Below are 23360 nucleotides of genomic sequence, written 5' to 3'. Positions count from 1 at the left end.
AGGACGGGCGGAAATAGCGCACCTTTGCCCCCTATCCGGCGAGTTGCGCGGGGCGGTGGGAGGGAGCTTCGCTATTGGAAAGCGCCCGCTGATATAGTGGGCCCGTCGTCACGAAGGAAATGCGACGCTAGCGAATAAAAGTATGCTCTACAGAGCCACGATCGCTCTGATTACGCCGAGACAGCGTATCAGCGCCCCGCTGCGAGGGGGGCAGGTCAGAGGCGTTGCTCGGGGAGCGTGCGGTTCTCCAGAAGCGTAATAATGCCATCGCAGGCCTCCTTGATGTGGGCTTCCAAGAGGTGGCAAGCCTCTTCGATCTTGCCGTGGCGTGCGAATTCCAAGAGTGCGTGATGCTCGCGCTCTGCTTTTTCGATCTCTTGGGTATACAGCAGCTGCATACGAATGTAGCGATCAGACTTGGTATTGAGGTGGCTAATCAGTGCCATCGTTTCTGGCAAGTTGGCGGGCGCATATAGCGTTTGGTGGAAAGCAAAATTGTATTCGCTCCAATTATCAATCTCACCGCGGGAATCCAATGCTTCATCGTATTTATTGAGAATTGACTCCGCTTTCTCTAAATCTTGCACTGTCAAATGATCGATAGAATGTCGGAGTACGTAAGTCTCCAGCAAGACTCGTAGGTCAAATAATTCTTGAATCTTGGCGATGGATAGCTCCGTGGTGAAAGCGCCACGGTGAGCATGAAATTCTACAAGTCCTTCGGCTTCTAGGGTTAGCAACGCCTCGCGGACAGGAATGCGACTGACACTATAATCGCTAGCCAGTGCATCCTGTCGCAGTTGAGTCCCCCCTTTGAACTCACCGCTGAGGATGCGGCTTCTCAGGTCGTCAGCGACGAGTTGAGCTCGAGTCTTGAACGCTGCCATGGGAACTCCCTGTCATCGGATGTAAGTTTGCACATTGTATACAAGGAGTCCCAGAAGTCTATTTGTCGAACAGCGTAGAAGCCTCGAGGTAGAGTGCTGCGCCCATTGAGCTCCTCATCCCAGGCACACATGGCGTGTCTGGGGTGCACAACCGGCGAGGCCTGTCACCAGTAATGCACGGGAACTCATTGTTCGCGGTTACCATTCACCAAGCGTTTCAGGGAGAGGGGGTTCCCCTGTTTGAGCGCATCTGACAGTAAGGTCTCAGGGAGATCTTGATAACACACCGCGCGCAGGAAGCGCTGAATGGCGGCAGTGCCAACAGAGGTTGATCGTCCATCTGATGTCGCCGGATAGGGGCCGCCATGCACCATGGCATCGCAAACCTCTACGCCTGTTGGCCAACCATTGGCCAAGATGCGGCCGGCTTTTCGTTCCAATATCGGGAGTAGGCTTGAGGCGAGAGCATAGTCGGCCTCGTCCATCTGAAGGGTTGCTGTCAGCTGGCCCTCCAGGGCTTTGAGAATGCTGCGAAGTTCCTCATCACTATCGCACGCTACGATAAGCGCAGTCGCGCCAAAGATTTCGGCTTGCAGTGAGGCGTCCTGCAAGAAATCTTTCGCAGTGGTCACAAATAAGCCAGTGCAACATTGATTCGCTGCCTCGCCTTGAGTGCCACGAGCGATTTCACGTGCCTTGTCATTGCGCTTCAGTGCGTCGACACCTTTCACATAGGCGTCATGGATGCCTGGGGTCAGCATCGTTTGGGAGGTGCTTTGCTCTACGGCTTGGCGTGCTGCACTGATAAAGGCATCCAAGGAAGCACCACGTCGGGCGATCAAAAGGCCCGGGTTGGTGCAGAATTGACCTGCTCCCATGTTCAGCGAGGCGATAAATGCTGAGCCCAGTGACTCGGCGCGACATTCAAGTGCAGATGGCATCAAGATGACGGGGTTGATTGAGCTCATCTCTGCATAGACGGGGATGGGCTGCGCACGCCCTTGGGCAAGGTTCAGTAGGGCGGTACCACCGCTACGCGAGCCGGTGAACCCAACGGCTTGAATCTCTGGGTGCTTCACTAACGCCTGGCCCACTTCACGTCCTGATCCAAATATCAGAGAGAAGACGCCCTCAGGCAGCTCGCAGCGTTTCACTGCCTTTTGTATTGCCCGGCCGACCATTTCACTGGTGCCGGGGTGGGCAGAATGAGCTTTCACAATCACCGGGCAGCCTGCTGCGAGTGCTGAAGCCGTATCTCCCCCTGCGACAGAAAAGGCCAGTGGGAAGTTGCTGGCGCCAAATACGGCGACTGGCCCTAGTGGAATCTGTTGCTGTCGAAGATCTGCACGAGGCAGGGGAACCCGCTCTGGCTGTGCTGGATCAATCCGCACATCGAGCCATTCCCCGGTGCGGAGCGTATTGGCAAACATGCGAAGTTGACCGCAAGTCCTTCCACGCTCTCCCTCAAGGCGCGCTGACGGGAGTCCAGTTTCTTGAAGAGCACGTTGAGTGAGGTGCTCACCTAGCAACTCGATCTCTTCGGCAATACATTCTAGGAACTGTGCGCGCCTCTCGATCGACGTTGAGCGATAAACCTCAAAAGCGTCGCTTGCCAATAGGCAAGCCTTGTTGACATCGGATGAATTGCCACCTGGATAAGCGGGACTGAGTTGCTGATTGTCAGCAGGGTTGATGGCATAAATAGGGGCTTGGTCACCCAGTATCGCGGATTGACCGATTAGCATCTTTCCTTCCAATAGCATATTAAATCTCCGCAGTAGTAAGAGGGGGATTACAGTAATGATGATAATTCTTGATAAAGATGGTCAGGTAGCCAGACACCCTCGCGCTGAGAGCGTGCGCGTGCCTCGTAACGCCGCTGTGAGGGGAGGCGTGCACCTTGTGATGTAATGGAGGCGAACACCTCTTCGGCTTGTTGGAGGAAGTGTTCCGTCTTCTCGCCAAGAAAGCGCTTCGGATCCATGGCGATCAGTAGCTCTCCGTGGTACGGGGAGCCTCCTGCCCCTGCATCATGCTTGAGTGACTGGACACTGGTCAGGTCCCCGATCAAGGGACCTGCAATCAATTCAATCATGGTGGACAGGGCAGACCCCTTATGGCCGCCAAACGTCAACATAGCGCCTTCCAGCACGGCTTCAGGGTCGCGAGAGGGATGACCACAACGATCAATTCCCCAGCCTTCCGGCAATGCCTTGTTCTCTCGCCGATGTAGCTCGATATCCCCTCGCGCGATGGCACTGGTAGCAAAGTCGAAGATGTAAGGTGGGTTGGCAGGGCGAGGCCAGCCAAAGGCCAGCGGGTTGGTACCGAGTACCGGCAAGATTCCACCCGCCGGGGCGACCCACGCATGGCTTGGGTTGCAGGCAAGCCCGACCAACCCGTGGTCGGTAATGGCTTCTATCTCTATCCACAGGGCAGAGAAATGGACGCAGTGATTGATCGCCATTGCCGCGATACCCTGTGTCCGAGCCTTGGAGGCGAGTAAAGGCAAGCCTGATTCGAAGGCGAGCTGGGAAAAACCGCCCTGAGCATCGACTCGGACGACACCGGGAGCAATGTCGTCTATCACCGGTGCGGCTTCTGCATTGACTTTGCCAGCGGTGAGTGTCTTGACGCAATTGAGCAATCGATAAAGGCCATGCGATCGGCATTCATCACGCTCGCCAGCGACAACGGCACGGGCCAGTGCCTGGGATTGTTCCTGGCTGAACCCTTGGCGACTCAATACGTTCAAGGCCAGCGTATGGGCTTCTTCTAGCGTTATAGGATGCATGCTCAACTCCTCACGACAGATGCATCGGCCCCTTTCGAGAGGGGCCGATGATGAATGGAGCAAGGTGCGGAGAGTTAGACCAGGTTTTCTGCCTTTGACCACTGTGCATACCAGCTTCGGAACTGGTCGTACTGCATCTCTACATAACGTTGCTGAGATTTACTCAGTTTGTCTGTCTCATTGAAGTGTAAGGCGTATTCGTTATCTCCATTGATGACCATCAGGTGCTTGTAATACAAAACGAGATCGGCTCCTTCATCGAAAGAGGATAAAACATTTAGGGCCTCTTCCAATTCTTGGGCCTGGCGGCGTGCAGTGGCATCTCCCTTGGCGGCCTTCTTGCTAAGTTCCACCATCTTGAGAACTTCTTTGGGAAGTGCGTTACCGATACCAGTGATCGCTCCCGTTGCACCACAGTTGACGAAGCCATGGTAGACCGCAGTATCGACACCCACCATCAGAGTCACATCTTCATCTTGAGAGGTAATGTTTTCTGCGGCATAGCGAAGTGCCTCTGCACCACCGAATTCTTTGAAACCAATCAGGTTCTGGTGATCTTTGCGCAAATTAAAGAACAAGTCGGCGCGTGTTTCGAAGCCATAATGAGGGCTATTGTAGATCACGGATGGAAGGTCAGGTGCGGCTTCCAGGATGGCCGAGAAATGCGCCTTCTGTGCGGTAATGGAAGAGCCACGCGACAACACACGAGGAATGACCATGAGACCGGCGGCGCCGACTTTATGTGCATGTGCAGCATGGGACACCGCTTCTTTTGAGTTGATTGCGCCAGTGCCCACAATCGTCGGTATCCCCGCTTCTACCAGTCGTGCCACGCCTTCTTGTCGCTGCGCTTCTGTCAGTAACGGCCAATCCCCCATGGAGCCGCAATACACGACACCACTCATGCCGGCCTCAATCAGTGCATGACCTTTCGCAACAAGTGCGTCGAAGTCAGGCTGACGTTCTGAGTTGCAAGGAGTCATGAGAGCCGGGATGCAGCCAGTAAAAATGGAATGGTTCATTGTTTATCCTATTTTTATAGAGGGTGTTTAATGCGAGCTCTTTAGAGCTACCGTATTGTTGTATGCGGTTGTATGAAACCGCACTAGTGGTGTATTCCCCAGGCGAAGGGGTCATTGTCATCAATTACTAATATACTTTCTGCACTGATATAGGCATGCCCTTTGATAGAGGGAATTAGGTCAGTGCCTTCTTGTGTATAGGAGGCTTCAAATATACCACCACAGATACCTTCCTGCCGCCAAGTGTGGCCAGGGGGCAGCGCACCGTCAGCCGCAAGACATGCTAATTTCGCACTTGTCCCAGTACCGCATGGTGAGCGGTCGTAGGCTTTTCCCGGACACAGTACAAAATTTCGGCTATCGGCATTATTTCCTTTTGCAAATAGCTCGATGTGATCAATGTCACCGCCACATTCCCCTTGTATATTTTGTTGAATTAATGCCTGCCTAACAGACCAGGTATATTCTGTTAGCGCATCAACATTTTCCAAGCTGAGTTGCTGGCCATGGTCGCTGATCAAAAAGAACCAGTTGCCCCCCCAGGCAATATCCCCCTTAACGATCCCATGCTCCGGAAGCGTTACTTCTACTTCTCTCCGGAAGCGATACGAGGGCACGTTGTGAACGGTAACTGCGCCATCTTCATCTAGTTGCACCGTTACGGTTCCTACCGGGGTGTCGATCTTATGAGTGCCTGAGGTGATCTTTCCTATATGAGCGAGAGAGGCGACTAACCCCATCGTGGCGTGACCACACATGCCCAAGTATCCACTGTTATTGAAAAATATTACCCCGCACAGGGAGTCCGGGGTCGTGGCCTCGCACAGTAGTGCTCCCACCAGCACGTCATTACCACGCGGCTCAAGAACGGTAGCCCGTCGCCAAGCATCGTGGTTCTCACGTAAATCATTGAGTTTCTCGGCTACAGTGCTGCCGCTGAGAGCTGGGAATCCATCAAGCACCAGGCGCGTGGGCTCACCGGCAGTATGAGAGTCAATGACATGCACACGCTTCATGGGACACCTTTGGAGTTGTTGTGGTGGACGAGGGCATGGTGCGCCTCTTTTGGATGATTTATATTTTATACAATCTTCAATGAGAGAAAGGAAGAGGCGCCTATGCTTCATATGGCATCGCGATAGGAGAGGAGGAGGACCAGTGAAGTGCAAAGCCGCATGGTTATTGGGCTGGCTGAGGATCAGGCTTAAGCGCGCAGGATGGGAAAGGGAGACTAAAGTAGAGCGTGACTGGTTGTGAGAGGAGAACGGGAATGCGTCTGGAGTGTATCGGGGGCCTAGGGAGTACGGACTCAATGACCAAGTGCAACACGTGAACCATCAGGTACGGTGTTGGCATGAACTAATGCTATCGCTATGTTTCTGCTGAAGGCCGAGCCGCTATCATGATGATGAGAGCGACTCACCCGGTCCGAGCTATTGCCCACCGTCTGGGCTGTGCACCGAGTACCGTATCGTGAGAAATCGCTCGCTACTCCAGCAATAGCCACGATGCCAGCCTAGCAGGGTACCGGGCTCGTTCGACGCCCCAAGCTGCACCCCGCCGGGGAGTTGTTTGAAGTCGTGGTTTATCTACTGCGTAAGTACTGGTAACCGCAACAGATAGTCCGCACACTGAAGCGCATGCCACCAATCGATTCACGTCGACAGGTCTCGCTCGAGTCCATCTATAACGCGTTCTATGTGATGCCCCGCGGTAGCCTCAAAAGGAACTCATCGCTTGGCTGCGACAAGGCAATGGCAAGCGCCGGCCACTAAGTCATCGTCTGCATCGGTGCAACCAGAATCCCGATCTGATCAGTATTCACTTGCAACCGCCTGAGGTCGAAGGTAGTTGATGTTCGGCCACTGGGAAGGCGATCTCATCATTGGCGCCAACAATCGCTCTGCCGTCGGTACGCTGGTGGAACGCGCCACACGATGGGGGATTCTGGCGAAAGTGGATGGCACCACCGCAGCGGCCGTTGACTTCAGCGACAAGCTAAACGAGGTGCTGTGATCGCTACGCTTCCCCATAGCCTGGGATCATGGAAAAGCGATGGTGGAACATGTCGAGACCACTCAGAAGACCGGCACGGCGATCTAGTGCGCTGCCCCGCATAGCCCTGGCAGCGAGGTTCTAACGAGAACACCAACGGGTTGTTGCGGCAGTATCTGCCAAAGGGCACGACTATCTCCGTCTACCGCTAGGTAGAGCTCGACGGGATCGCCGGCTCACTGAACACACGGCTTCGCTAGATCCTGCACTGGCAATCCCCACTGGGAGCCTACGCCGAGGTCCCCAAGAAATCTTTCGGCAGCCCAAGCCCCCTTCAATAACGTTGCGCTTGGAACTTGTGACTGCTGGGGACGTGTCGATGAGTTCAATGCGTAACCGAATATCCGCTATCAGTACCCCTCGAGTGTAATGGTGGTGAAGAGCGTGCTCTCCCGCGATATATCGAGACGGTCGACCGAAAGATAGATTTTACACAGCAAGTTGACTCCCTATCGGGATGGTCCAGTGGCGGTGACTCACGCGTCTGGCGTTTCCTCCCCGTCGTCTTCCTTGAGCGAGCCTTCTGTCAGAGGGGATAAGAAAGGTTGCGGATCGTGAGAGGCAGACCTCGCGTCACTCCCCATGGTAAAGGGCAGGAGGGCTGACAACAGGACCGCCGCGAACAGCGAGAACAATGAATCGAAGTGTTTCATGCGCATACCCCTCTAGACCGTGAGTGTGTCTACAGAGCCTATGCCGCCCGAGGCGTGATTGCCTTTCGGTAATCTCGATATGGGCTAGTGGCGCAACCGATCTCATCCCCTTCAGGCGTAGTGGCCGAGGTATCAGCGAACGTCGGGCTCTCGCTCGGTATCATTCCAGTCGATCACGTGGCTGATGATCTTCCAGCCAGCCTTGCGTGCCGCTTTCTCGGCATGAATGCGCGCTTCCATTCGCGAGATGCTGTCGGTCTGCACCGTGAAGGGTTCTTCCAATGCCAGTCGCTTCTGCTTGACGCCAAGCGTCACCCTCAGCCCCTTGAGGGGGGTGGTGGTCTCTCTGGCGCGTGGGGCTTCAGGACGCGCGCGAGGGGGGGTGTCACGGGAGGTGGAGCTGGCGGTTCCGTTGGTGGTGCGCACGAACTTGTCGAGTTCGCGTTTCATGTTTTCTTCGAATTGCTCGACTGATATGTCACTCATCTGGATAACCCCGTTTGATCAAAGGAATTCACAACTGAAGCAGCAGGGAATCAACACACATAGGTGGTGATGACTTGCGCGATTTCGGTAAGGCGTGTCTTGCCGGTAAATTCAAATCTCACCGTACCGAGTGCCGAGAAGTAGATCGTGAGCTCTGAATCAAGATCAAAGGTGCCGGAAGTTTCGATGGAATAGGTTTCGATCTTCTTGTAAGGGAGAGTGGTGAAATCTTTCTTGCTGCCTGTCAATCCTTGAACATTGACAGCAATAATACGCTTGTTGGTAAACACGACTCCATCACGCATTGATTTATAAGCTGAAATGATTTCTTCGCCATCAATCAGCAGGTCACTGACGCGTTCGGCATATTCATCGTTCTGTTTGAGTTTAAAAAAGCCTTTATTATTGAAATCTATCATTGTGTTACCTTGTGATTCGAAGTGCTGCCATCTGGAGATACTTCGATAGCGCATGAGAAGGGGTCTTCCCTTGGCCTCTGGCGGGACATGCGGCTTTAACCAGTATCACGACTAGAATAATCCATCTCGCGCCAACGGAGTAGCCCCGTGCCCTGACACCAGAGCCCCGGAGTGATCAGTGTGCTGCCCGGCAGTGCAAGAAGGGAGAACGTCGAAATGCACACCGGCCTCTCTGGTTAGCATGACGCTTGCTGTCTGATCTCGGGAGGCCACCTTCCTTTACTCAGACGGCCAGACCTCTTCGAGACTTTGCAGGGCAGCTTCGACACAGGGGTCATGTTGCTTGTCGTGACGCCAGACCACACTCAAGGCGCAGGGCAGACGGGTATCCGGCACGATATTGAGGCCTCGTTCCTGACGCTCGGCCAGCGCCAATACATCGCGAGCCAGTGTCAGTCCGACGCCGGCACGTACCAGGTCCAGCATGCAGACTTCCTGGTCCACCTGTGCCACGCGGTGAGGGGTGCACTGACTGTCGCGCATGGCATGCGCCAGCAGACGTGAGTGGACGGAATTCTCAGGCGTCACGATCCACGGCAGGGCGGCCAGGGAAGGCCAGTCAGTCTCCGTCAGGCGCGCTGACCAGCCGGTGGGGGCGAGAATGAAATAGTCGAAGAATGCCAGCTCACGATAACACAGGGAGTCATCGCGTGGGCCTTCTCCGGGGGGAGCGAGGTAGAAGCCGATTTCCAGCTCATTCTGGCGCAACGCCTTGAGGACGCAGCCGCTCATGCCGTGGTGGAGTTCCGTTTCCAGATTGGGTGCCCGCTCCAGTAGATGGCGAAGCAAGCTGCCCAGACGGATGAATTCCGGGTCGACGATGGTGCCGATGCGCAGCTTGCCGCGCACCGTGCTGTGCAGTGCCGCGGCGGCCTGCTCGAAGCCACGCGCGCTGGCCAAGGTCTTCTCGGCACTGGGCAGCAAGGCCTGGCCATCAGCCGTCAACAACAGGCCATGGGGGTGACGCTCGAACAGGCTCAATCCCAGGCCTTCCTGCAATTGCTTGAGCTTGAGGCTGATCGCGGGCTGGGTGAGGTGCAACGCCTGCGCCGCTCGCGACACGCTACCGGTGCGCGCCACGGTGACAAAGGCATTGAGTCGGGACAGATCCTGCATCAGTGGCATCCATGTGTTTGGCATTTTCTGGCCGGCGAGACACGTGCTGCTGGCCCTGCATCACGCATTGTGGCCTGAATGCCTTCTCTGCCACCTATTGGCCATTGGTCGCGGTAAGCCGTGTTCACCCGGGACAGGCCTCGTGATCGAAGCGCCTGTCGCTGTCGGCACTCCTTTCTTATTTGTCGTTATAACTGATTGATTACCAAAGCTTAACTGCTTCTCTGGTTCTCGAGGAGAGCGGAGGCGTTTTCGAGCGACATCGGATATCAGCAATCGTTATATCTCACCCAAGAATTACTCAATTGCACCCTGCGCGTGGCGGCGTAATTTCATGAACACCTGCTGATGGCATGTCCTCGTTCGTCATAGACCAGGCGAAGGACCTTCAGCGCCAGACATGCGCATTACACAGGCTTATTCCTATAAAACACCGCCAGCGGAGATCAGCACCATGACGACAGCAGCCAACGCTATCCAGCATTTCATCAACGGCCAGGTGACTCGAGGCGACTCCAGCGCCACTCAGGATGTCTTCAATCCGGCCACCGGCAAGGTGACCGGTCAGGTCGCGCTGGCCCGCAACAGTGATGTCGATGCCGCCGTGGCTGCTGCCGACGCCGCTTTCCCGGCCTGGGCCGACACGCCGCCGATTCGCCGTGCCCGAGTGATGTTCAAGTTCCTCGCACTGCTCAACGAGCACAAGGATGAACTGGCGGAGGCGATCACCCGCGAGCACGGCAAGGTGTTCACCGACGCCCAGGGCGAAGTGGCACGCGGCATCGATATCGTCGAATTTGCCTGTGGTATCCCGCAGCTGCTCAAGGGTGACTTCACCGACCAGGTCAGCACCGGCATCGACAACTGGACGATGCGCCAGCCGCTGGGCGTCGTCGCCGGCATCACGCCGTTCAACTTCCCGGTGATGGTGCCGATGTGGATGTTCCCGGTCGCCATCGCGGCAGGCAACAGTTTCGTGCTCAAGCCGAGCCCGCTGGACCCCAGCGCCTCGCTGATGATGGCGGACCTGCTCAAGCAGGCGGGCCTGCCGGATGGCGTCTTCAACGTGGTGCAGGGCGACAAGGATTCCGTCGAGGCGCTGATCGATCATCCCAAGGTGCGCGCCCTGTCCTTCGTGGGCTCGACCCCGATCGCCAACCTGATCTACGAGCGCGGCGCACGTCACCGCAAGCGAATCCAGGCATTGGGTGGCGCCAAGAACCACATGGTGGTGATGCCGGACGCCAACCTCGACAAGGCGGTGGATGCCCTGATCGGCGCGGCCTACGGCTCCGCCGGTGAGCGCTGCATGGCCATCAGTGTCGCGGTGATGGTGGGCGATGTGGCGGACACCCTGGTGCCGCGTCTGGCCGAGCGTGCCCGCGAACTCAAGATCAAGGACGGCATGAACCTGGACGCCGAGATGGGCCCGATCGTCACCCGTCAGGCGCATGAGCGTATCTGCGGTTATATCGAAAAGGGCGTCGCGGAAGGCGCCGAGATGATCGTCGACGGGCGTGAGTTCACCGGCAACGACATCGGCGGCGACAGCACTGAAGGCTTCTGGATGGGCGGCACGCTGTTCGATCACGTCACGCCGGACATGACCATCTACAAGGAAGAGATCTTCGGCCCGGTTCTGGCCTGTGTCCGTGTGCCGGACGTCGCGACCGCCATCCAGCTGATCAACGACCACGAATTCGGCAACGGCGTGAGTTGCTTCACCGAGAGCGGCAGTGTCGCGCGGGAATTCGGGCGCCGCATTCAGGTTGGCATGGTCGGCATCAACGTGCCGATTCCGGTCCCGATGGCCTGGCACGGTTTCGGTGGCTGGAAGAGCTCCCTGTTCGGGGATACCCACGCCTACGGAGAAGAGGGGGTGCGTTTCTACACCAAGCAGAAGTCCATCATGCAGCGCTGGTCGGATTCCATCGATGCCGGTGCCGAGTTCGCCATGCCGACGGCCAAGTAAGTCGCTCGCGACTGCGGTCATCTGCACTGTCGCCATCTGCATCGTAGTCATCTGCATTCTGGTTACTTACCAGCATACGCCAGCTGTCTGGAGAGGGACGCGCCATGTCAGACAACAAGAACAACCCGCATCGATCCCCGGAGGGCGAGCAGGACGCTCGCCCCGCCAAACCGGGCGACGATCTCTCTGAATTCGATTACATCATCGTGGGCGCCGGTTCCGCCGGCTGCCTGATGGCCAATCGCCTCAGCGCCAACCCTGACCACCGCGTGTTGCTGGTCGAGGCGGGCGGACGTGACAACTACCACTGGATTCACATTCCAGTGGGCTATCTGTACTGCATCAACAACCCGCGCACCGACTGGATGTTCCGCACCGAGCCGGACAAGGGACTCAACGGCCGTTCGCTGATCTACCCGCGCGGCAAGACGCTGGGCGGCTGTTCCAGCATCAACGGCATGATCTACATGCGCGGCCAGGCGCGGGATTACGATCACTGGGCCGAGGTGTCCGGCGACGACGAGTGGCGTTGGGAGCAGTGTCTGGCTGACTTCATGCGTCACGAGGATCACGCGCTGCTGGATGATGGCGCCAGCAGTGACCCCGAGCAGCGTGATTTCCATGGTCACGGTGGGGAGTGGCGCGTCGAGCGTCAGCGCCTCAACTGGGAAGTGCTGGATGACTTCGCCAGTGCGGCCGAGCAGGCCGGCATTCCGCGCACCAAGGATTTCAATCGCGGCAGCAATGAAGGGGTGGCCTATTTCGAGGTCAACCAGCGTGCGGGTTGGCGCTGGAACACGGCCAAGGCCTTCCTGCGCCCGGCGCTCAAGCGCAGCAACCTGACGCTATGGCATTCCACCCAGGTCAATCGTCTGCTGTTTGCGGGCGGCGAGCAGGGCACGGGGGCTGAAACAGGGGCGGCGGACGCAGCGAAGCAAGCCTCTGATCTGCGCTGCACGGGGCTGCAGGTCGTGCGTGACGGCAAGGTCATCAACCTCTCGGCGAAGCGTGAGGTCGTGCTGTGTGCCGGCGCCATCGGCTCGCCACATCTGCTGCAGGTTTCGGGCGTCGGGCCCAGGGCACTGCTGGAGGAACATGGCGTCGAGGTGGTGAAGGACCTGCCCGGCGTCGGCGAGAACCTGCAGGACCACCTGCAGATCCGCTCGGTCTACAAGGTCACCAATGCCAAGACCCTGAACGCCATGGCCAGCACCTTGCTGGGCAAGATGGGCATCGGCATGCAGTACCTGTTCAAGCGTTCCGGGCCGATGAGCATGGCGCCGTCACAGCTGGGGGCCTTCACGCGCAGCAGCGATGACTACGCCCACCCCAATATCCAGTACCACGTCCAGCCACTGAGCCTCGAGGCCTTCGGGCAGCCGTTGCATCCCTTCCCGGCGATCACCGCGAGTGTCTGCAATCTCAACCCCACCAGCCGTGGCACGGTGCGTCTGCAGAGCGCCGACCCGCGTCAGGCCCCGGCCATCGCGCCCAACTATCTGAGCACCGAGGAAGACCGCAAGGTCGCGGCCGATTCCTTGCGGGTCACGCGGCGTATCGCCTCCCAGCCTGCCTTTGCGCGCTACAAGCCCGAGGAGATCAAGCCGGGGGTCGAGTATCAGACTGATGAAGAGCTCGCCAGGCTGGCTGGCGATATCGGCACCACCATCTTCCATCCGGTGGGCACCACGCGCATGGGGCGCGCGGATGACTCGATGGCGGTGGTCGACAGCCGTCTGCGTGTGCGCGGTATCCAGGGATTGCGGGTGGCAGATGCCGGCATCATGCCGACCATCGTCAGCGGCAATACCAACTCGCCGACCCTGATGATCGCGGAAAAAGCCGCGGGATGGATCCTGAACGCACAGTAATACGCCACGACTTTGGGAGTTGACCGATGGCCATCTCGACGCAGACGGAACTCAAGAAGGGGCCACTGGACGGGATCACCGTGCTGGATTTCTCACGGGTACTCGCCGGGCCTTATTGCACCATGGTGCTGGCTGACCTGGGCGCACGTGTCATCAAGGTGGAGAAGATCGGGACCGGAGATGATACCCGCGAATTCGGCCCCTTCGTGGAGGGAGAAAGCGCCTACTTCAGCTGCTTCAACCGCAACAAGGAAAGCATCGTGCTGGACATCAAGTCGCCGCGTGACCGCGAGCTGCTTGAGCGCCTGCTGGATGAGGCGGATGTGCTGGTGGAGAACTTCCGCCCCGGGGTAATGGACCGCCTGGGCTATGGCCCGGAGCGTCTGGCCAGAACGCATCCTCACCTGATCTATTCCTCGATCTCGGGCTTCGGGCACACCGGCCCCTTCAGCGAACTGCCCGGCTACGACATGGTCGTGCAGGCCATGGGCGGCATCATGAGCCTGACAGGCTGGCCTGACGATGAGCCCGCCCGAGTGGGTACCAGCTTTGGCGACCTGAGCGCGGCGCTGTTTGCGGCGGTGGGAATTCTCGCATCGCTCTATAGCCGCACTCGGGATGCCCAGGGCACGCGGGTGGATATCGGCATGCTCGACTGCCAGGCGGCGCTGATGGAAACGGCGCTGGCGCGCTTCGATATCGAGGGCAAGGTGCCGCACCGCACCGGTGATTGCCATCCTTCGCTGGCGCCGTTTGAAAGCTTCAATGCGCAGGATGGCAAGCTCGTCATCGCGGCCGGCAACGACACCTTGTTCCTGTTGATGGCCGATGCCATCGGCGCGGCGCGGTTGGCCTTCGATCCGCGTTTTCTCAGCAACGACATGCGCTGCAGGAATCGTCCGGAACTGGTGATCGAGATGGAAAAAATCCTGGTGCAGCAGCCGGTTCAGCATTGGGTGGATCTGCTCAATGAGGAGGGCGTGCCGTGCTCGCCGATCAATACCATCGACAAGCTGTTCGATCACCCGCAGCTGAAGGCCCGCAACATGATCGTTCAGGTCCAGGGCAAGGCCGGCAAGCCATTCAGGACGGCGGGCAATCCGATCAAGCTCACGGGACGTCGGGACATCGACAGTCAGGTGCCCTGCAGTGCGCCGGGCCTTGGCCAGCATCGCGAGGCGATTCTGGACGAGCTGATGGCACGCCATGGTGCCTATCATCTGCCCGAATCTGAGCGCCAGAAGCACGGCGGAAAGACCGCCGAGAATGGCAGCGAACAGACAGTCGAGAATCGCAGCGAGAATGGCAGCGCACACAAGGCCAGTCCGGCTCGCAAGTCATCAAGTACCGCCGCGAAAACGCGCGGCGCAGCGCCAGACGCCGCGGCATCCAGTGAAGCGTCATCGCCCAGTACCGCAACGTCCTGCGATGCGCAGTAAGTAAGTGGCTAGGCCAAATTTACGCAAAAGTTACGCCAAGGCTCACGCCAGGACTCACGCCAGAACTCACGCCAGAGTGACGCACCCGACATCGGGAGACAAGAATGAACAAGATGGTGAAATCGCAACCCCAGGCCAAACAGTCGGCGTCTGACGCGCCGGAGCCGGAAACTCTCGAGATGATCGTCGTCGAACGCCGCGAGCGCGTCGGGTTGATCATCCTCAATCGCCCGAAAAGTCTGAATGCGCTCAACCGCCAACTGGCCGAGGAGACGCTTGCGGTCCTCCGCGAGCTGGACGCCGACCCGGGCATCGGCGCCATCGTCATCACCGGCAATCCCCGCGCCTTTGCCGCCGGTGCGGACATCGAGGAAATGGTCGAGAAGTCTTTCACTGATTTCTACATGGATGACTTTCTCTCGCCCTGGGACGAGGTGCGCAGGATTTCCAAGCCGATCATCGCCGCCGTCAGTGGTTTTGCCCTCGGTGGCGGCTGTGAACTGGCCCTGCTGTGCGACTTCATCATCGCCTCGGAAGACGCCCAGTTTGGCCAGCCGGAAATCAAGCTGGGCATCCTGCCGGGCATCGGCGGATCACAGCGCCTGGCCCGCTCGGTCGGCAAGGCGATGACGATGGATATGGTCTTGACCGGCCGCAACATCGGCGCTCAGGAGGCCAAGGAGATTGGCCTGGTGGCGCGGGTCGTGCCCAAGGATGAACTGATGCAGAACGCGCTCGAGGCCGCGCATACCATCGCGGGCTACAACACGCCGGCGGTCAAGATGGCCAAGTCAGCCGTCAACACGGCATTCGAGACCTCGCTCAATGAAGGGCTTCGTCAAGAGCGTCTGCTCTTTCAGGCCGCCTTCGCGACCGAGGGCCAGAAGGAGGGCATGAGCGCCTTCGTTGCCAAGCGAGCACCGGTCTTCCGTCATCGCTAGGCCCCGGGGTCTGGCAAGTTCGATGTTCATTCACCGCACCCCTTGCCCGGGTGCTAGCGGAGGCCATGATGCCCTTTGTCACCATCAATGTTCTGAAAGGCAAGTCTGATGCTTATCGCAAGGCGATTGCCGATGAGGTCAATGCCGCCGTCATCGAGACCCTGGATTTTCCGGCAGATGATCGCTACCAGGTGATCCATGAATGTGCCGATCAGGACCTCGAATTCCAGTCACGCAATCAGGACCGCGTGATGATGCATCTGGTGATGCGCAGCGGAAAGCCGGACCAGGCCAAGAAGGCGTTCTACGCCAGAGTGGTCGAGGCGCTGGGCAGAAACCCGGGGATTGCCCCCGGCAACGTCCTGATCACGATCTCGGAGAATCACGATATCGATTGGTCATTCGAGGATGGCATTGCGCAATTCTGTCCCGATTGAGCGGGGCTGACGAGCCTCGGCATCGTTTGTGCCGTGTCTGAGACGTGACGGCAATCGATGTGACGCGTCAGAGATTCCGGCTTTGGACAGCCATACCCTTTAGCCCCTTTCAACACCATGCGTTGAGTGGTCCACCAGCGATACGCCAATCGCGGTGGACCTCGCCTAAACACCGAACCGCATAACCACAATAACGGTGATCAACATGAGCAGTTCTGCGCCCAAGACGGCTTCCGGCAGCGGGAGCCCGACACGCGAGCCCCGCGCCTCCCACAAGGCCCGCGACGAGATCGACTGGCGGGTTTTCCTGCCCTCGGTGCTCGTCATCGCCGGCCTCATCATTCCCATCATCCTGTTTCCCGAATCCGGTGAGGCTGCCGTCAATGCGGCCTTCGCCTTCGCGACCGGCAATTTCGGCTGGCTTTACCTGCTGGCGGGCTTCTCCGTCGTCGTGTTCCTGATCGGTCTGGCGTTCAGCCGCTACGGCAATGTCCGTCTGGGCGGCCCGCAAGACACGCCGGAGTTCTCGTATTTCAGCTGGGTCGCGATGATCTTCGCCGGCGGCATCGGTATCGCCATCGTCAACTGGGCGTGGGTCGAGCCGATCTACTATTTCACCGGCCCGCCATTTGACGTCAAGGCCGGCAGTGACGCAGCGGCCGAGTGGGCGCTGGCCTATGGCCAGTTTCACTGGGGGCTGACGCCCTGGGCGTTCTATTGCCTGCCGGCGATTCCCATCGCCTATTCCATGTATGTCCGCAATCGCCCGGGCGTGCGTCTGTCCGTGGCCTCCAGCGGCGTGCTCGGCAAGCATGCCGATGGCTGGTGGGGCGTGTTGCTGGATGCAGTGGTGGTGTTCGGCATCGTCGGCGGTGTCGGCACCTCGCTGGGGCTGGCGGTGCCGCTGGTATCACGACTGCTCGGCGATCTGCTGGGCATCGAGCCGTCCTTTGCGCTCAATCTGGGAGTGCTGCTGATCTGGACGGCGATCTTCTCCGCCAGTGTCTGGTTCGGGCTGGCCAAGGGCATCAAGATCCTCTCCGACATCAACGTGATTCTGGCCATCGCCTTGCTGGCCTTCACCTTCACCGCCGGGCCGTCGCTGTTCATGGTGGAAGGCTGGGTCAACAGTCTCGGCACCATGCTGTCGAGCTTCGTGACCATGAGCCTATGGACCGACCCGGTGGGCGATTCGACCTTCTGGAAGGACTGGACCGTCTTCTACTGGGCCTGGTGGATCGCCTACGCGCCGATGATGGGGCTGTTCGTCGCCCGTATCTCGCGGGGGCGCACCATTCGTGAACTGATCATCGCCGAGCTGGTGTTCGGCTCGCTGGGCTGCTGGGTGTTCTTCGCGGTCTGGGGCGGTTATGCGCTGGACCTGCAGGTGAGTGGCACCCTGGATGTCGCGGCTGCACTCAGCGACGGCGGTATCCCCGGCGCCGTGTCCGCGATTCTCGCCACGCTGCCGTTCTCCGAGCTGATCACCGCAAGCTTCATCCTGCTGTGTTTCATCTTCCTCGCCACCACCCTGGACAGTTCGGCCTATGTGCTGGCGTCGGTGACCACGCGTGAGCTCTCAGGCTATCAGGAGCCCAAGCGCAGCGTGCGCCTGATCTGGGCCTTCCTGATCGCCGGTGTCGGGGTGGCATTGATCCAGCTGGGCGGCCTCAAGGCGGTTCAGACTTCCACCATCGTGGTCGCGCTGCCGATGATTCCGGTGCTGTTCATCCTGACCTGGTCGCTGGTGCGCTGGTTGCGCCAGGACTTCGCGCGCAAGGTGCTGGAACCGCATCTGGTGCTGGAGACCCCCAGCCCGCGCGATGACGCCAAGCCTCGCTGAGTGCACTTTTTCCTGTCTCTCTCAACACATGACGCTCACCGGGGCTGACGCGACCCGCATGCCCCCCGGACAGAAGGACCGCACCGATGACAATCCACTCCGAAACCCGCCTGCCGCTGACTGACGTCAAGGTAATCGATTTCGGTCAATACATGGCGGGCCCGGCCGTCGCCATGATCCTCGCCGATTTGGGCGCCACCGTGGTTCACGTCGATCCGCCCGGCGGGCCGATGTGGCAGTCGCCGGCCAACGCCACGCTCAATCGTAACAAGCTGATCGTCTCGCTGAACCTCAAGTCCGAGGAGGGCGTCGAGCAGGCGCTGGCGCTGATCGAGGAGGCCGACATCGTGATCGAGAGCTTCCGCCCCGGGGTCATGAAGCGGCTGGGCATCGACTTCCAGGCCCTGCGCGAGGAGCGCAATGAGCTGATCACGCTGTCGATTCCCGGCTTTGCCTCCAATGACACCCTGCGCCGCGACTGGCGCGCCTTCGAGAGCGTGATCGCCGCCAACTCCGGCGTCTTCACCGACATGGGCCTCAACCGGGTGCTGATGGGCATCAATCCGTCCTTCTCGCCGCTGCCGCTGGGCTCGGCCTACGGCACCATGCTGGCGGCCTCCTCGGTGGTGCTGGCGCTGCAGGCCCGCGAGCGGACCGGCATGGGTGACGAGATCGAGGTACCACTGGTCTGCGCGCTGATGGAGGGGCTCTGCTACAACTCGATCAAGATCGAGGGCCTGCCGGAGCGCTACAAGACCCAGCGCGAGAAGGAGATCGAACGTCGGCGTATCGAGGGCCAGCCGATGAATCTCGACTACGACGAGCTGCAGGAGCTGCTCGATCCCTTCTATCGCAGCTACAAGTGCAAGGATGGCCGCATGTTCTATGTGGTCTGTCCGAGTCATCGCGAGCACGCCAAGCGCTGCCTGAAGGTACTGGGCCTCTACGATGAGCTGGTCGCCGAAGGCATGAGCGAGGAGCCGGATACCTATCGCCCGAGCAGCGAATGGCAATCCGACATGTCGCTGGGCGTCTATCCGTTGCCCAAGTCCTGGGCGGACCATATCGCGGCGCGCATGAAGGAGGTCTTCCTCACGCGCACCTCCAAGGAATGGGAGAAGATCTTCGGCAGAGGCAAGTTCCCCGGTGCGCCGCAGCGCTGGCTGCAGGAGTGGATCCACGATGATCACGCCGAGACGGCGGGCCTGATGGTCGAGGTCGAGGACCCCGAATTCGGACTGATGATCCAGCCCGGCCCGATGGTGTGGATGGCCGACAGCGGCCAGGAGATGCTGACGCCCAGGCCGCGGCGCTGGGTGAGCGTCACCCATGCGCTGTCGGTGTTGACCCGCATCGAGACCAAGCTGCCACGGGTGCGGGCACGCAATGCCCGCGATGGCTGGCTGGAAGGCGTCAAGATTCTGGATCTGTGCAACGTGATCGCCGGGCCGCACTCGGTGGCGTATCTGGCGCGCTTCGGTGCCGAGGTCATCAAGGTCGACCCGGCTAAGCCGTTCTATGACTGCTGGAATACCGTCATCTTCGGCCTGTCCCACATGCGCTCCAAGCGCTCGCTGCTGACCGACGTCAGACAGCCCAGCGGGCGCGCCATCCTGGATGAGCTGATTCGTCAGAGTGATGTGGTGGTCTGGAATGCTACCGACCGGCAGGTGGCTTCCATGGGCCTGAGCGAGGAGGCCATGCGCGAGCTCAACCCGGACGCCGTCTTCTGTCAGCTGGACTGCTTCAGCGGCGTGCTGCCCGGGCCGCGCACCAACTACCTCGGCTATGACGATCTGGTGCAGGCCACCACCGGTATCATGCTGCGCTTCGGTGGCAGCATGGACACCCCCGAGGAGCACGCTCACGTCGGCACCATCGATGTCATGTGCGGCTTTGGCGCGTCGCTCGGGATTGCCACCGCGCTGTATCGCAAGCTCAAGACCGGCCGCACTTCGCGCATCAAGACCTCGCTGTCGGCGCTGAGCGGTCTCGCCCAGTTGCCGTTCTGCTATGACTATGAGCGCCGTGGCCTGTTCGACGAGCCCTCCGGTCGTGAGGCGACCGGCTACGATGACCTGGCGCGCTTTTATTCGGCCTCCGATGGCATCTTGCTGGTCAGTGTCTATGAGTCGGAGCTGGAGAAATTCCGCAAGGTCGAGGGGCTGGAAGAATTGCCGGAAATCCCGCGTGAGGAGCGTGCTGCCTACCTGGCACCGCGTTTTATCAGCGCGCGAGCCAATGACTGGGTCGAGCGACTGCAGGCGGCGGACATCGCCGCGGCCGTATGCGAGAACCTGGAGACATTGCGCTCCTACAATGTCCACCCGGCTGGCGAGCGGACCGGGATCGATGCCGGCAGCTATTCGTTCTCGGTCTACTCGGACCACCCCAGTGGTCACGAGATCACTCAGCTTGACCCCTATGCCATCCGTCCGCGGCGTGGACGTATCTACCCACTGTCGCCGGCCGAGAAATACGGCGCCTCGACCCGCTCGGTACTCAAGGGGCTTGATCACAGCGATGAAGAGATCGATCAGTTGATCGAGGAGGGCGTGGTGTCCGAAAGCTGGAGTGAGGAGTACCTGCCAAGCTGATCGCGCCATACGGTGCCTGTTCACTGAGGGCCGCCGACTAAAGGCTGTCGATAGCGCCTGAGACGTTCAAACACCTCATCTCGTGATTCACGAGGTGGGGCGTTTTCGTGACCCAGTACGTCAGCCAGTGCTGATTGCTCAAGGCCGGCTTGCCTGACCCTGAGCTGGCAGGGGGCAGCTCCCGGCGCATGAGAAGTGCTCAAGCGCTGAGCGTCTTGTGACATGAGGTGAACGTCGAGGCTTCTGCGTATGACGTTGGTGCATCGGCTGGCGTGACCCTCGCGATGCAAAGGCGAAAGACTGCTGCGACAGGTGCAGGATTCTGCGTGACAGTCGCCGCTCATGAGCGCTTGAGACCCACAGGCCGCCGACATTGACGTGTCGGCGGCCTGTTCGCGTCTGGTGGAAGTCAATGTACGAGGAGGGCGCGAGAAGGCGAGTGCGCAGTGCGAGATTAATGAATTAAATTCATGTTTTCATGAGAAAATACCGTGTCGCGATTCATACTCCCCGCAGTTTCCGGGAAAGTATAATGCGCGTGGAATAAAAAAATGTATAATACCGCGCTCTTTTCATTACGAAAAATTATTGAATACAGCGAACTGCCCGAGCAAGAGCGATGTCTCGCCCCTCTTGCTCGGGCTTTCTCACTAAGGTGGTAGTCGTGCAAGAAGCAGTTCCCCCCGCCAGTGATGGCGATCATCTGGACCCGCGTGTCTTCATCCCCGCCGTATTGGTCATCCTGGCCTTCATCGGCCCGGTCATCCTGTTCCCGGAGGCCAGCACCGCGCTGATCAATGCCGCTTTCTCCTTCGCCACCGGCAAGTTCGGCTGGCTGTATCTGGTGGCCGGCCTGAGCGTCGTCGGATTCCTCATCTGGCTGGCCTTCAGTCGCTACGGCAACGTCCGCCTGGGCGGGGCAGAGGACACGCCCGATTTCTCCTACTTCAGCTGGGTGGCGATGATCTTCACCTGCGGAATGGGGATCGCGATCGTCAACTGGGCGTGGGTCGAGCCGATCTACTACTACACCTCGCCGGCCTATCACGTGGCGGCCAAGAGCCGTGAGGCTGCGGAGTGGGCGCTGGCCTTCGGTCAGTTCCACTGGGGGCTGACGCCGTGGGCCTTCTATTGCCTGCCGGGCCTGCCGATCGCCTACTCCATGTACGTCAAGAAGCGTGATGGCGTGCGTCTGTCCGTCGCCTCGCGCGGCGTGCTGGGCCGTCATGCGGATGGCGCCTGGGGTGTGTTACTGGATTCCATCGTCGTGTTCGGGATCGTCGGCGGCGTCGGCACCTCGCTGGGGCTGGCGGTCCCGCTGGTATCACAGCTGGTCAGCGGTATCCTGGGCATGGAAGCCAATTTCGGGCTGGAAGTCGCGGTACTGTGCATCTGGACGGCGATGTTCTCCGCCAGTGTCTGGTTCGGCCTGGCCAAGGGCATCAAGATTCTCTCTGACGTCAACGTGATCCTGGCGATCTTCCTGCTGGCCTTCACCTTCATCGTCGGTGACTCGCAGTTCATGGTCGAAGGCTTCGTCAACAGCCTCGGCAAGACCCTGGGCAACTTCATTCCGATGAGCCTGTGGACCGACCCAGCGGGGGATTCCACCTTCTGGAAGGACTGGACCGTCTTCTACTGGGCCTGGTGGATCGCCTACGCGCCGATGGTGGGCCTGTTCGTGGCCCGTATCTCGCGCGGCCGTACCATCCGTGAGCTGATCATCGCGGAGCTGGTGTTCGGCTCGCTGGGAACCTGGGTGTTCTTCGCGGTGTGGGGCGGTTACGCGCTGGACCTGCAGATCAGCGGCGCGCTGGATATCAAGGCGCTGCTGGACAGTGGCGGTATCCCGCTGGCGGTGGAAGGCATTCTGCAGACCCTGCCGTATGCCAAGCTGGTCACGGTGGCCTTCATCCTCCTGTGCTTCATCTTCCTGGCAACCACGCTGGACAGCTCGGCCTACGTGCTGGCCTCGGTGACCTCACGCAAGCTGTCCGGGTATCAGGAGCCCAAGCGCTCGTTCCGCTTGATCTGGGCCTTCCTGATCGCGGCCGTCGGCGTTGCGCTGATCCAGTTGGGTGGCCTGCAGACGGTGCAGACCTCGACCATCGTGGTGGCGCTGCCGATGATTCCGGTGATGCTGATTCTGGCGCTCTCGATGCTGCGCTGGCTCAAGAATGACTTCCCCAAGGAAGAGCTGAATCCGGTACTGGTCATCGATGACATGCCGGCCTTCCAGCGCAAGTCGAAGAAGACGAATCGCCAGGCGTAACCGCTATGCGCTGAAAGAGACGTCGCAAGACCTAACGACAAGGGCCCCTCACATGAGGGGCCCTTGTCGTTTCTGGCGTATGGACACGCCTGACAGGGAGCAGGTTTGGCCTTGCTCAGGCATACCATGCCCATCCCTTCGCTCGGCCCTTTCTCTTGGTCATTTGTATTCGAGGTGGGCGACGGCCAGCATCGAGTATCTTGAGCCGTGCGGATTGGATGACAGGACGCAACAATCCTGGCCTGAACGTCTTGCCCTCAGACCTTGGATTCGCGTTTTCTCACTGGGCGATTGATGACGGTGAAGTTTGCATCTGACCTGAAAACCGCAGCAGCGCGACACCTGTATGCATTTACATGCAGAAAGTCGTGGTCGTCGTGGCGAACGCCACCTCGGGTTTCTCGCTGGCGGGATGAATCAACTGGTGCTTAAATTGCAACGAATTAGGTTTTCACTATCTTCTGGTTAGTTATTATTTATTTTTGCTATGGTGGCT

The 23360-nt window shown here is 59.3% G+C and carries 17 protein-coding genes and 1 pseudogene; 9 read left to right on the top strand and 9 right to left on the bottom strand.

Features of this window, described 5'->3' with window-relative positions; all coding sequences use genetic code 11:
• Positions 1-215 precede the first annotated feature (215 nt).
• The 5 genes from CLAM6_RS10675 to CLAM6_RS10655 all read right to left on the bottom strand — a co-directional run bounded on the left by CLAM6_RS10675 (position 216) and on the right by CLAM6_RS10655 (position 5719).
• Positions 216-887, bottom strand: coding sequence for a GntR family transcriptional regulator (locus CLAM6_RS10675; protein ID WP_153636050.1), 672 nt, complete (start codon positions 885-887; stop codon positions 216-218).
• Positions 888-1072: 185 nt separating this feature from the next.
• Positions 1073-2650 (bottom strand): aldehyde dehydrogenase (NADP(+)), encoded by a 1578-nt coding sequence (locus CLAM6_RS10670; RefSeq protein ID WP_153636049.1) that lies wholly within the window; start codon positions 2648-2650, stop codon positions 1073-1075.
• 29 nt (positions 2651-2679) lie between these two features.
• Positions 2680-3681, bottom strand: coding sequence for an Ldh family oxidoreductase (locus CLAM6_RS10665; protein ID WP_153636048.1), 1002 nt, complete (start codon positions 3679-3681; stop codon positions 2680-2682).
• A 74-nt stretch (positions 3682-3755) separates the two neighbouring features.
• The gene (locus tag CLAM6_RS10660) at positions 3756-4703 is read right to left on the bottom strand and encodes a dihydrodipicolinate synthase family protein (protein WP_153636047.1); all 948 of its coding nucleotides are present in this window, start codon (positions 4701-4703) and stop codon (positions 3756-3758) included.
• Positions 4704-4786: 83 nt separating this feature from the next.
• The gene (locus tag CLAM6_RS10655; RefSeq protein ID WP_153636046.1) at positions 4787-5719 is read right to left on the bottom strand and encodes a 4-hydroxyproline epimerase; all 933 of its coding nucleotides are present in this window, start codon (positions 5717-5719) and stop codon (positions 4787-4789) included.
• Positions 5720-6105: 386 nt separating this feature from the next.
• Here CLAM6_RS10655 and CLAM6_RS18220 point away from each other — a divergent pair.
• Positions 6106-7039, top strand: a pseudogene (locus CLAM6_RS18220) (IS30 family transposase).
• Positions 7040-7234: 195 nt separating this feature from the next.
• Here CLAM6_RS18220 and CLAM6_RS10645 read toward each other — a convergent pair.
• The 4 genes from CLAM6_RS10645 to CLAM6_RS10630 form a co-directional block, all read right to left on the bottom strand.
• The gene (locus tag CLAM6_RS10645; RefSeq protein ID WP_153636045.1) at positions 7235-7411 is read right to left on the bottom strand and encodes a hypothetical protein; all 177 of its coding nucleotides are present in this window, start codon (positions 7409-7411) and stop codon (positions 7235-7237) included.
• A gap of 132 nt (positions 7412-7543) precedes the next feature.
• Positions 7544-7897 (bottom strand): hypothetical protein, encoded by a 354-nt coding sequence (locus CLAM6_RS10640; protein WP_153636044.1) that lies wholly within the window; start codon positions 7895-7897, stop codon positions 7544-7546.
• A gap of 50 nt (positions 7898-7947) precedes the next feature.
• Positions 7948-8316, bottom strand: coding sequence for a PH domain-containing protein (locus CLAM6_RS10635; protein ID WP_153636043.1), 369 nt, complete (start codon positions 8314-8316; stop codon positions 7948-7950).
• Between the two features lie 279 nt (positions 8317-8595).
• Positions 8596-9492 (bottom strand): LysR family transcriptional regulator, encoded by an 897-nt coding sequence (locus CLAM6_RS10630; RefSeq protein WP_153636042.1) that lies wholly within the window; start codon positions 9490-9492, stop codon positions 8596-8598.
• Positions 9493-9946: 454 nt separating this feature from the next.
• Here CLAM6_RS10630 and CLAM6_RS10625 point away from each other — a divergent pair, with 454 nt between their 5' ends.
• The 8 genes from CLAM6_RS10625 to CLAM6_RS10590 all read left to right on the top strand — a co-directional run bounded on the left by CLAM6_RS10625 (position 9947) and on the right by CLAM6_RS10590 (position 22864).
• A complete protein-coding gene (locus CLAM6_RS10625) occupies positions 9947-11464 on the top strand; it encodes a CoA-acylating methylmalonate-semialdehyde dehydrogenase (protein ID WP_153636041.1) in 1518 nt (505 codons plus the stop codon).
• 104 nt (positions 11465-11568) lie between these two features.
• Positions 11569-13335: a GMC family oxidoreductase gene (locus tag CLAM6_RS10620; protein WP_153636040.1), complete on the top strand. Its 1767-nt coding sequence runs from the start codon at positions 11569-11571 to the stop codon at positions 13333-13335.
• Positions 13336-13361: 26 nt separating this feature from the next.
• Complete coding sequence (locus CLAM6_RS10615; RefSeq protein WP_242007648.1) at positions 13362-14774, top strand: CaiB/BaiF CoA transferase family protein; 1413 nt, start codon at positions 13362-13364, stop codon at positions 14772-14774.
• A 104-nt stretch (positions 14775-14878) separates the two neighbouring features.
• A complete protein-coding gene (locus CLAM6_RS10610; RefSeq protein WP_172978685.1) occupies positions 14879-15715 on the top strand; it encodes an enoyl-CoA hydratase-related protein in 837 nt (278 codons plus the stop codon).
• Positions 15716-15783: 68 nt separating this feature from the next.
• The gene (locus CLAM6_RS10605; RefSeq protein ID WP_153636900.1) at positions 15784-16152 is read left to right on the top strand and encodes a tautomerase family protein; all 369 of its coding nucleotides are present in this window, start codon (positions 15784-15786) and stop codon (positions 16150-16152) included.
• A 205-nt stretch (positions 16153-16357) separates the two neighbouring features.
• A complete protein-coding gene (locus CLAM6_RS10600; RefSeq protein ID WP_107334496.1) occupies positions 16358-17995 on the top strand; it encodes a BCCT family transporter in 1638 nt (545 codons plus the stop codon).
• Positions 17996-18081: 86 nt separating this feature from the next.
• The gene (locus CLAM6_RS10595; protein WP_131432287.1) at positions 18082-20592 is read left to right on the top strand and encodes a CoA transferase; all 2511 of its coding nucleotides are present in this window, start codon (positions 18082-18084) and stop codon (positions 20590-20592) included.
• A gap of 664 nt (positions 20593-21256) precedes the next feature.
• Positions 21257-22864, top strand: coding sequence for a BCCT family transporter (locus CLAM6_RS10590; protein ID WP_197738664.1), 1608 nt, complete (start codon positions 21257-21259; stop codon positions 22862-22864).
• Positions 22865-23360 lie beyond the last annotated feature (496 nt).

The organism is Cobetia sp. AM6 (assembly GCF_009617955.1).
In the GTDB taxonomy this organism is placed as follows: domain Bacteria; phylum Pseudomonadota; class Gammaproteobacteria; order Pseudomonadales; family Halomonadaceae; genus Cobetia; species Cobetia amphilecti.
Note: the sequence above shows the minus strand (reverse complement) of the source record. Positions and strands in the feature narration are given on the sequence as shown.

What these genes read in the sequence shown, in the direction of transcription:
- CLAM6_RS10665 (WP_153636048.1), bottom strand. Translation starts at nt 3,681, where the DNA reads ATGCATCCTATAACGCTAGAAGAAGCCCATACGCTGGCCTTGAACGTA.
- CLAM6_RS10600 (WP_107334496.1), top strand. Translation starts at nt 16,358, where the DNA reads ATGAGCAGTTCTGCGCCCAAGACGGCTTCCGGCAGCGGGAGCCCGACA.
- CLAM6_RS10605 (WP_153636900.1), top strand. Translation starts at nt 15,784, where the DNA reads ATGCCCTTTGTCACCATCAATGTTCTGAAAGGCAAGTCTGATGCTTAT.
- CLAM6_RS10640 (WP_153636044.1), bottom strand. Translation starts at nt 7,897, where the DNA reads ATGAGTGACATATCAGTCGAGCAATTCGAAGAAAACATGAAACGCGAA.
- CLAM6_RS10670 (WP_153636049.1), bottom strand. Translation starts at nt 2,650, where the DNA reads ATGCTATTGGAAGGAAAGATGCTAATCGGTCAATCCGCGATACTGGGT.
- CLAM6_RS10595 (WP_131432287.1), top strand. Translation starts at nt 18,082, where the DNA reads ATGACAATCCACTCCGAAACCCGCCTGCCGCTGACTGACGTCAAGGTA.
- CLAM6_RS10675 (WP_153636050.1), bottom strand. Translation starts at nt 887, where the DNA reads ATGGCAGCGTTCAAGACTCGAGCTCAACTCGTCGCTGACGACCTGAGA.
- CLAM6_RS10645 (WP_153636045.1), bottom strand. Translation starts at nt 7,411, where the DNA reads ATGAAACACTTCGATTCATTGTTCTCGCTGTTCGCGGCGGTCCTGTTG.
- CLAM6_RS10615 (WP_242007648.1), top strand. Translation starts at nt 13,362, where the DNA reads ATGGCCATCTCGACGCAGACGGAACTCAAGAAGGGGCCACTGGACGGG.
- CLAM6_RS10610 (WP_172978685.1), top strand. Translation starts at nt 14,879, where the DNA reads ATGAACAAGATGGTGAAATCGCAACCCCAGGCCAAACAGTCGGCGTCT.
- CLAM6_RS10620 (WP_153636040.1), top strand. Translation starts at nt 11,569, where the DNA reads ATGTCAGACAACAAGAACAACCCGCATCGATCCCCGGAGGGCGAGCAG.
- CLAM6_RS10660 (WP_153636047.1), bottom strand. Translation starts at nt 4,703, where the DNA reads ATGAACCATTCCATTTTTACTGGCTGCATCCCGGCTCTCATGACTCCT.
- CLAM6_RS10630 (WP_153636042.1), bottom strand. Translation starts at nt 9,492, where the DNA reads ATGCAGGATCTGTCCCGACTCAATGCCTTTGTCACCGTGGCGCGCACC.
- CLAM6_RS10655 (WP_153636046.1), bottom strand. Translation starts at nt 5,719, where the DNA reads ATGAAGCGTGTGCATGTCATTGACTCTCATACTGCCGGTGAGCCCACG.
- CLAM6_RS10635 (WP_153636043.1), bottom strand. Translation starts at nt 8,316, where the DNA reads ATGATAGATTTCAATAATAAAGGCTTTTTTAAACTCAAACAGAACGAT.
- CLAM6_RS10625 (WP_153636041.1), top strand. Translation starts at nt 9,947, where the DNA reads ATGACGACAGCAGCCAACGCTATCCAGCATTTCATCAACGGCCAGGTG.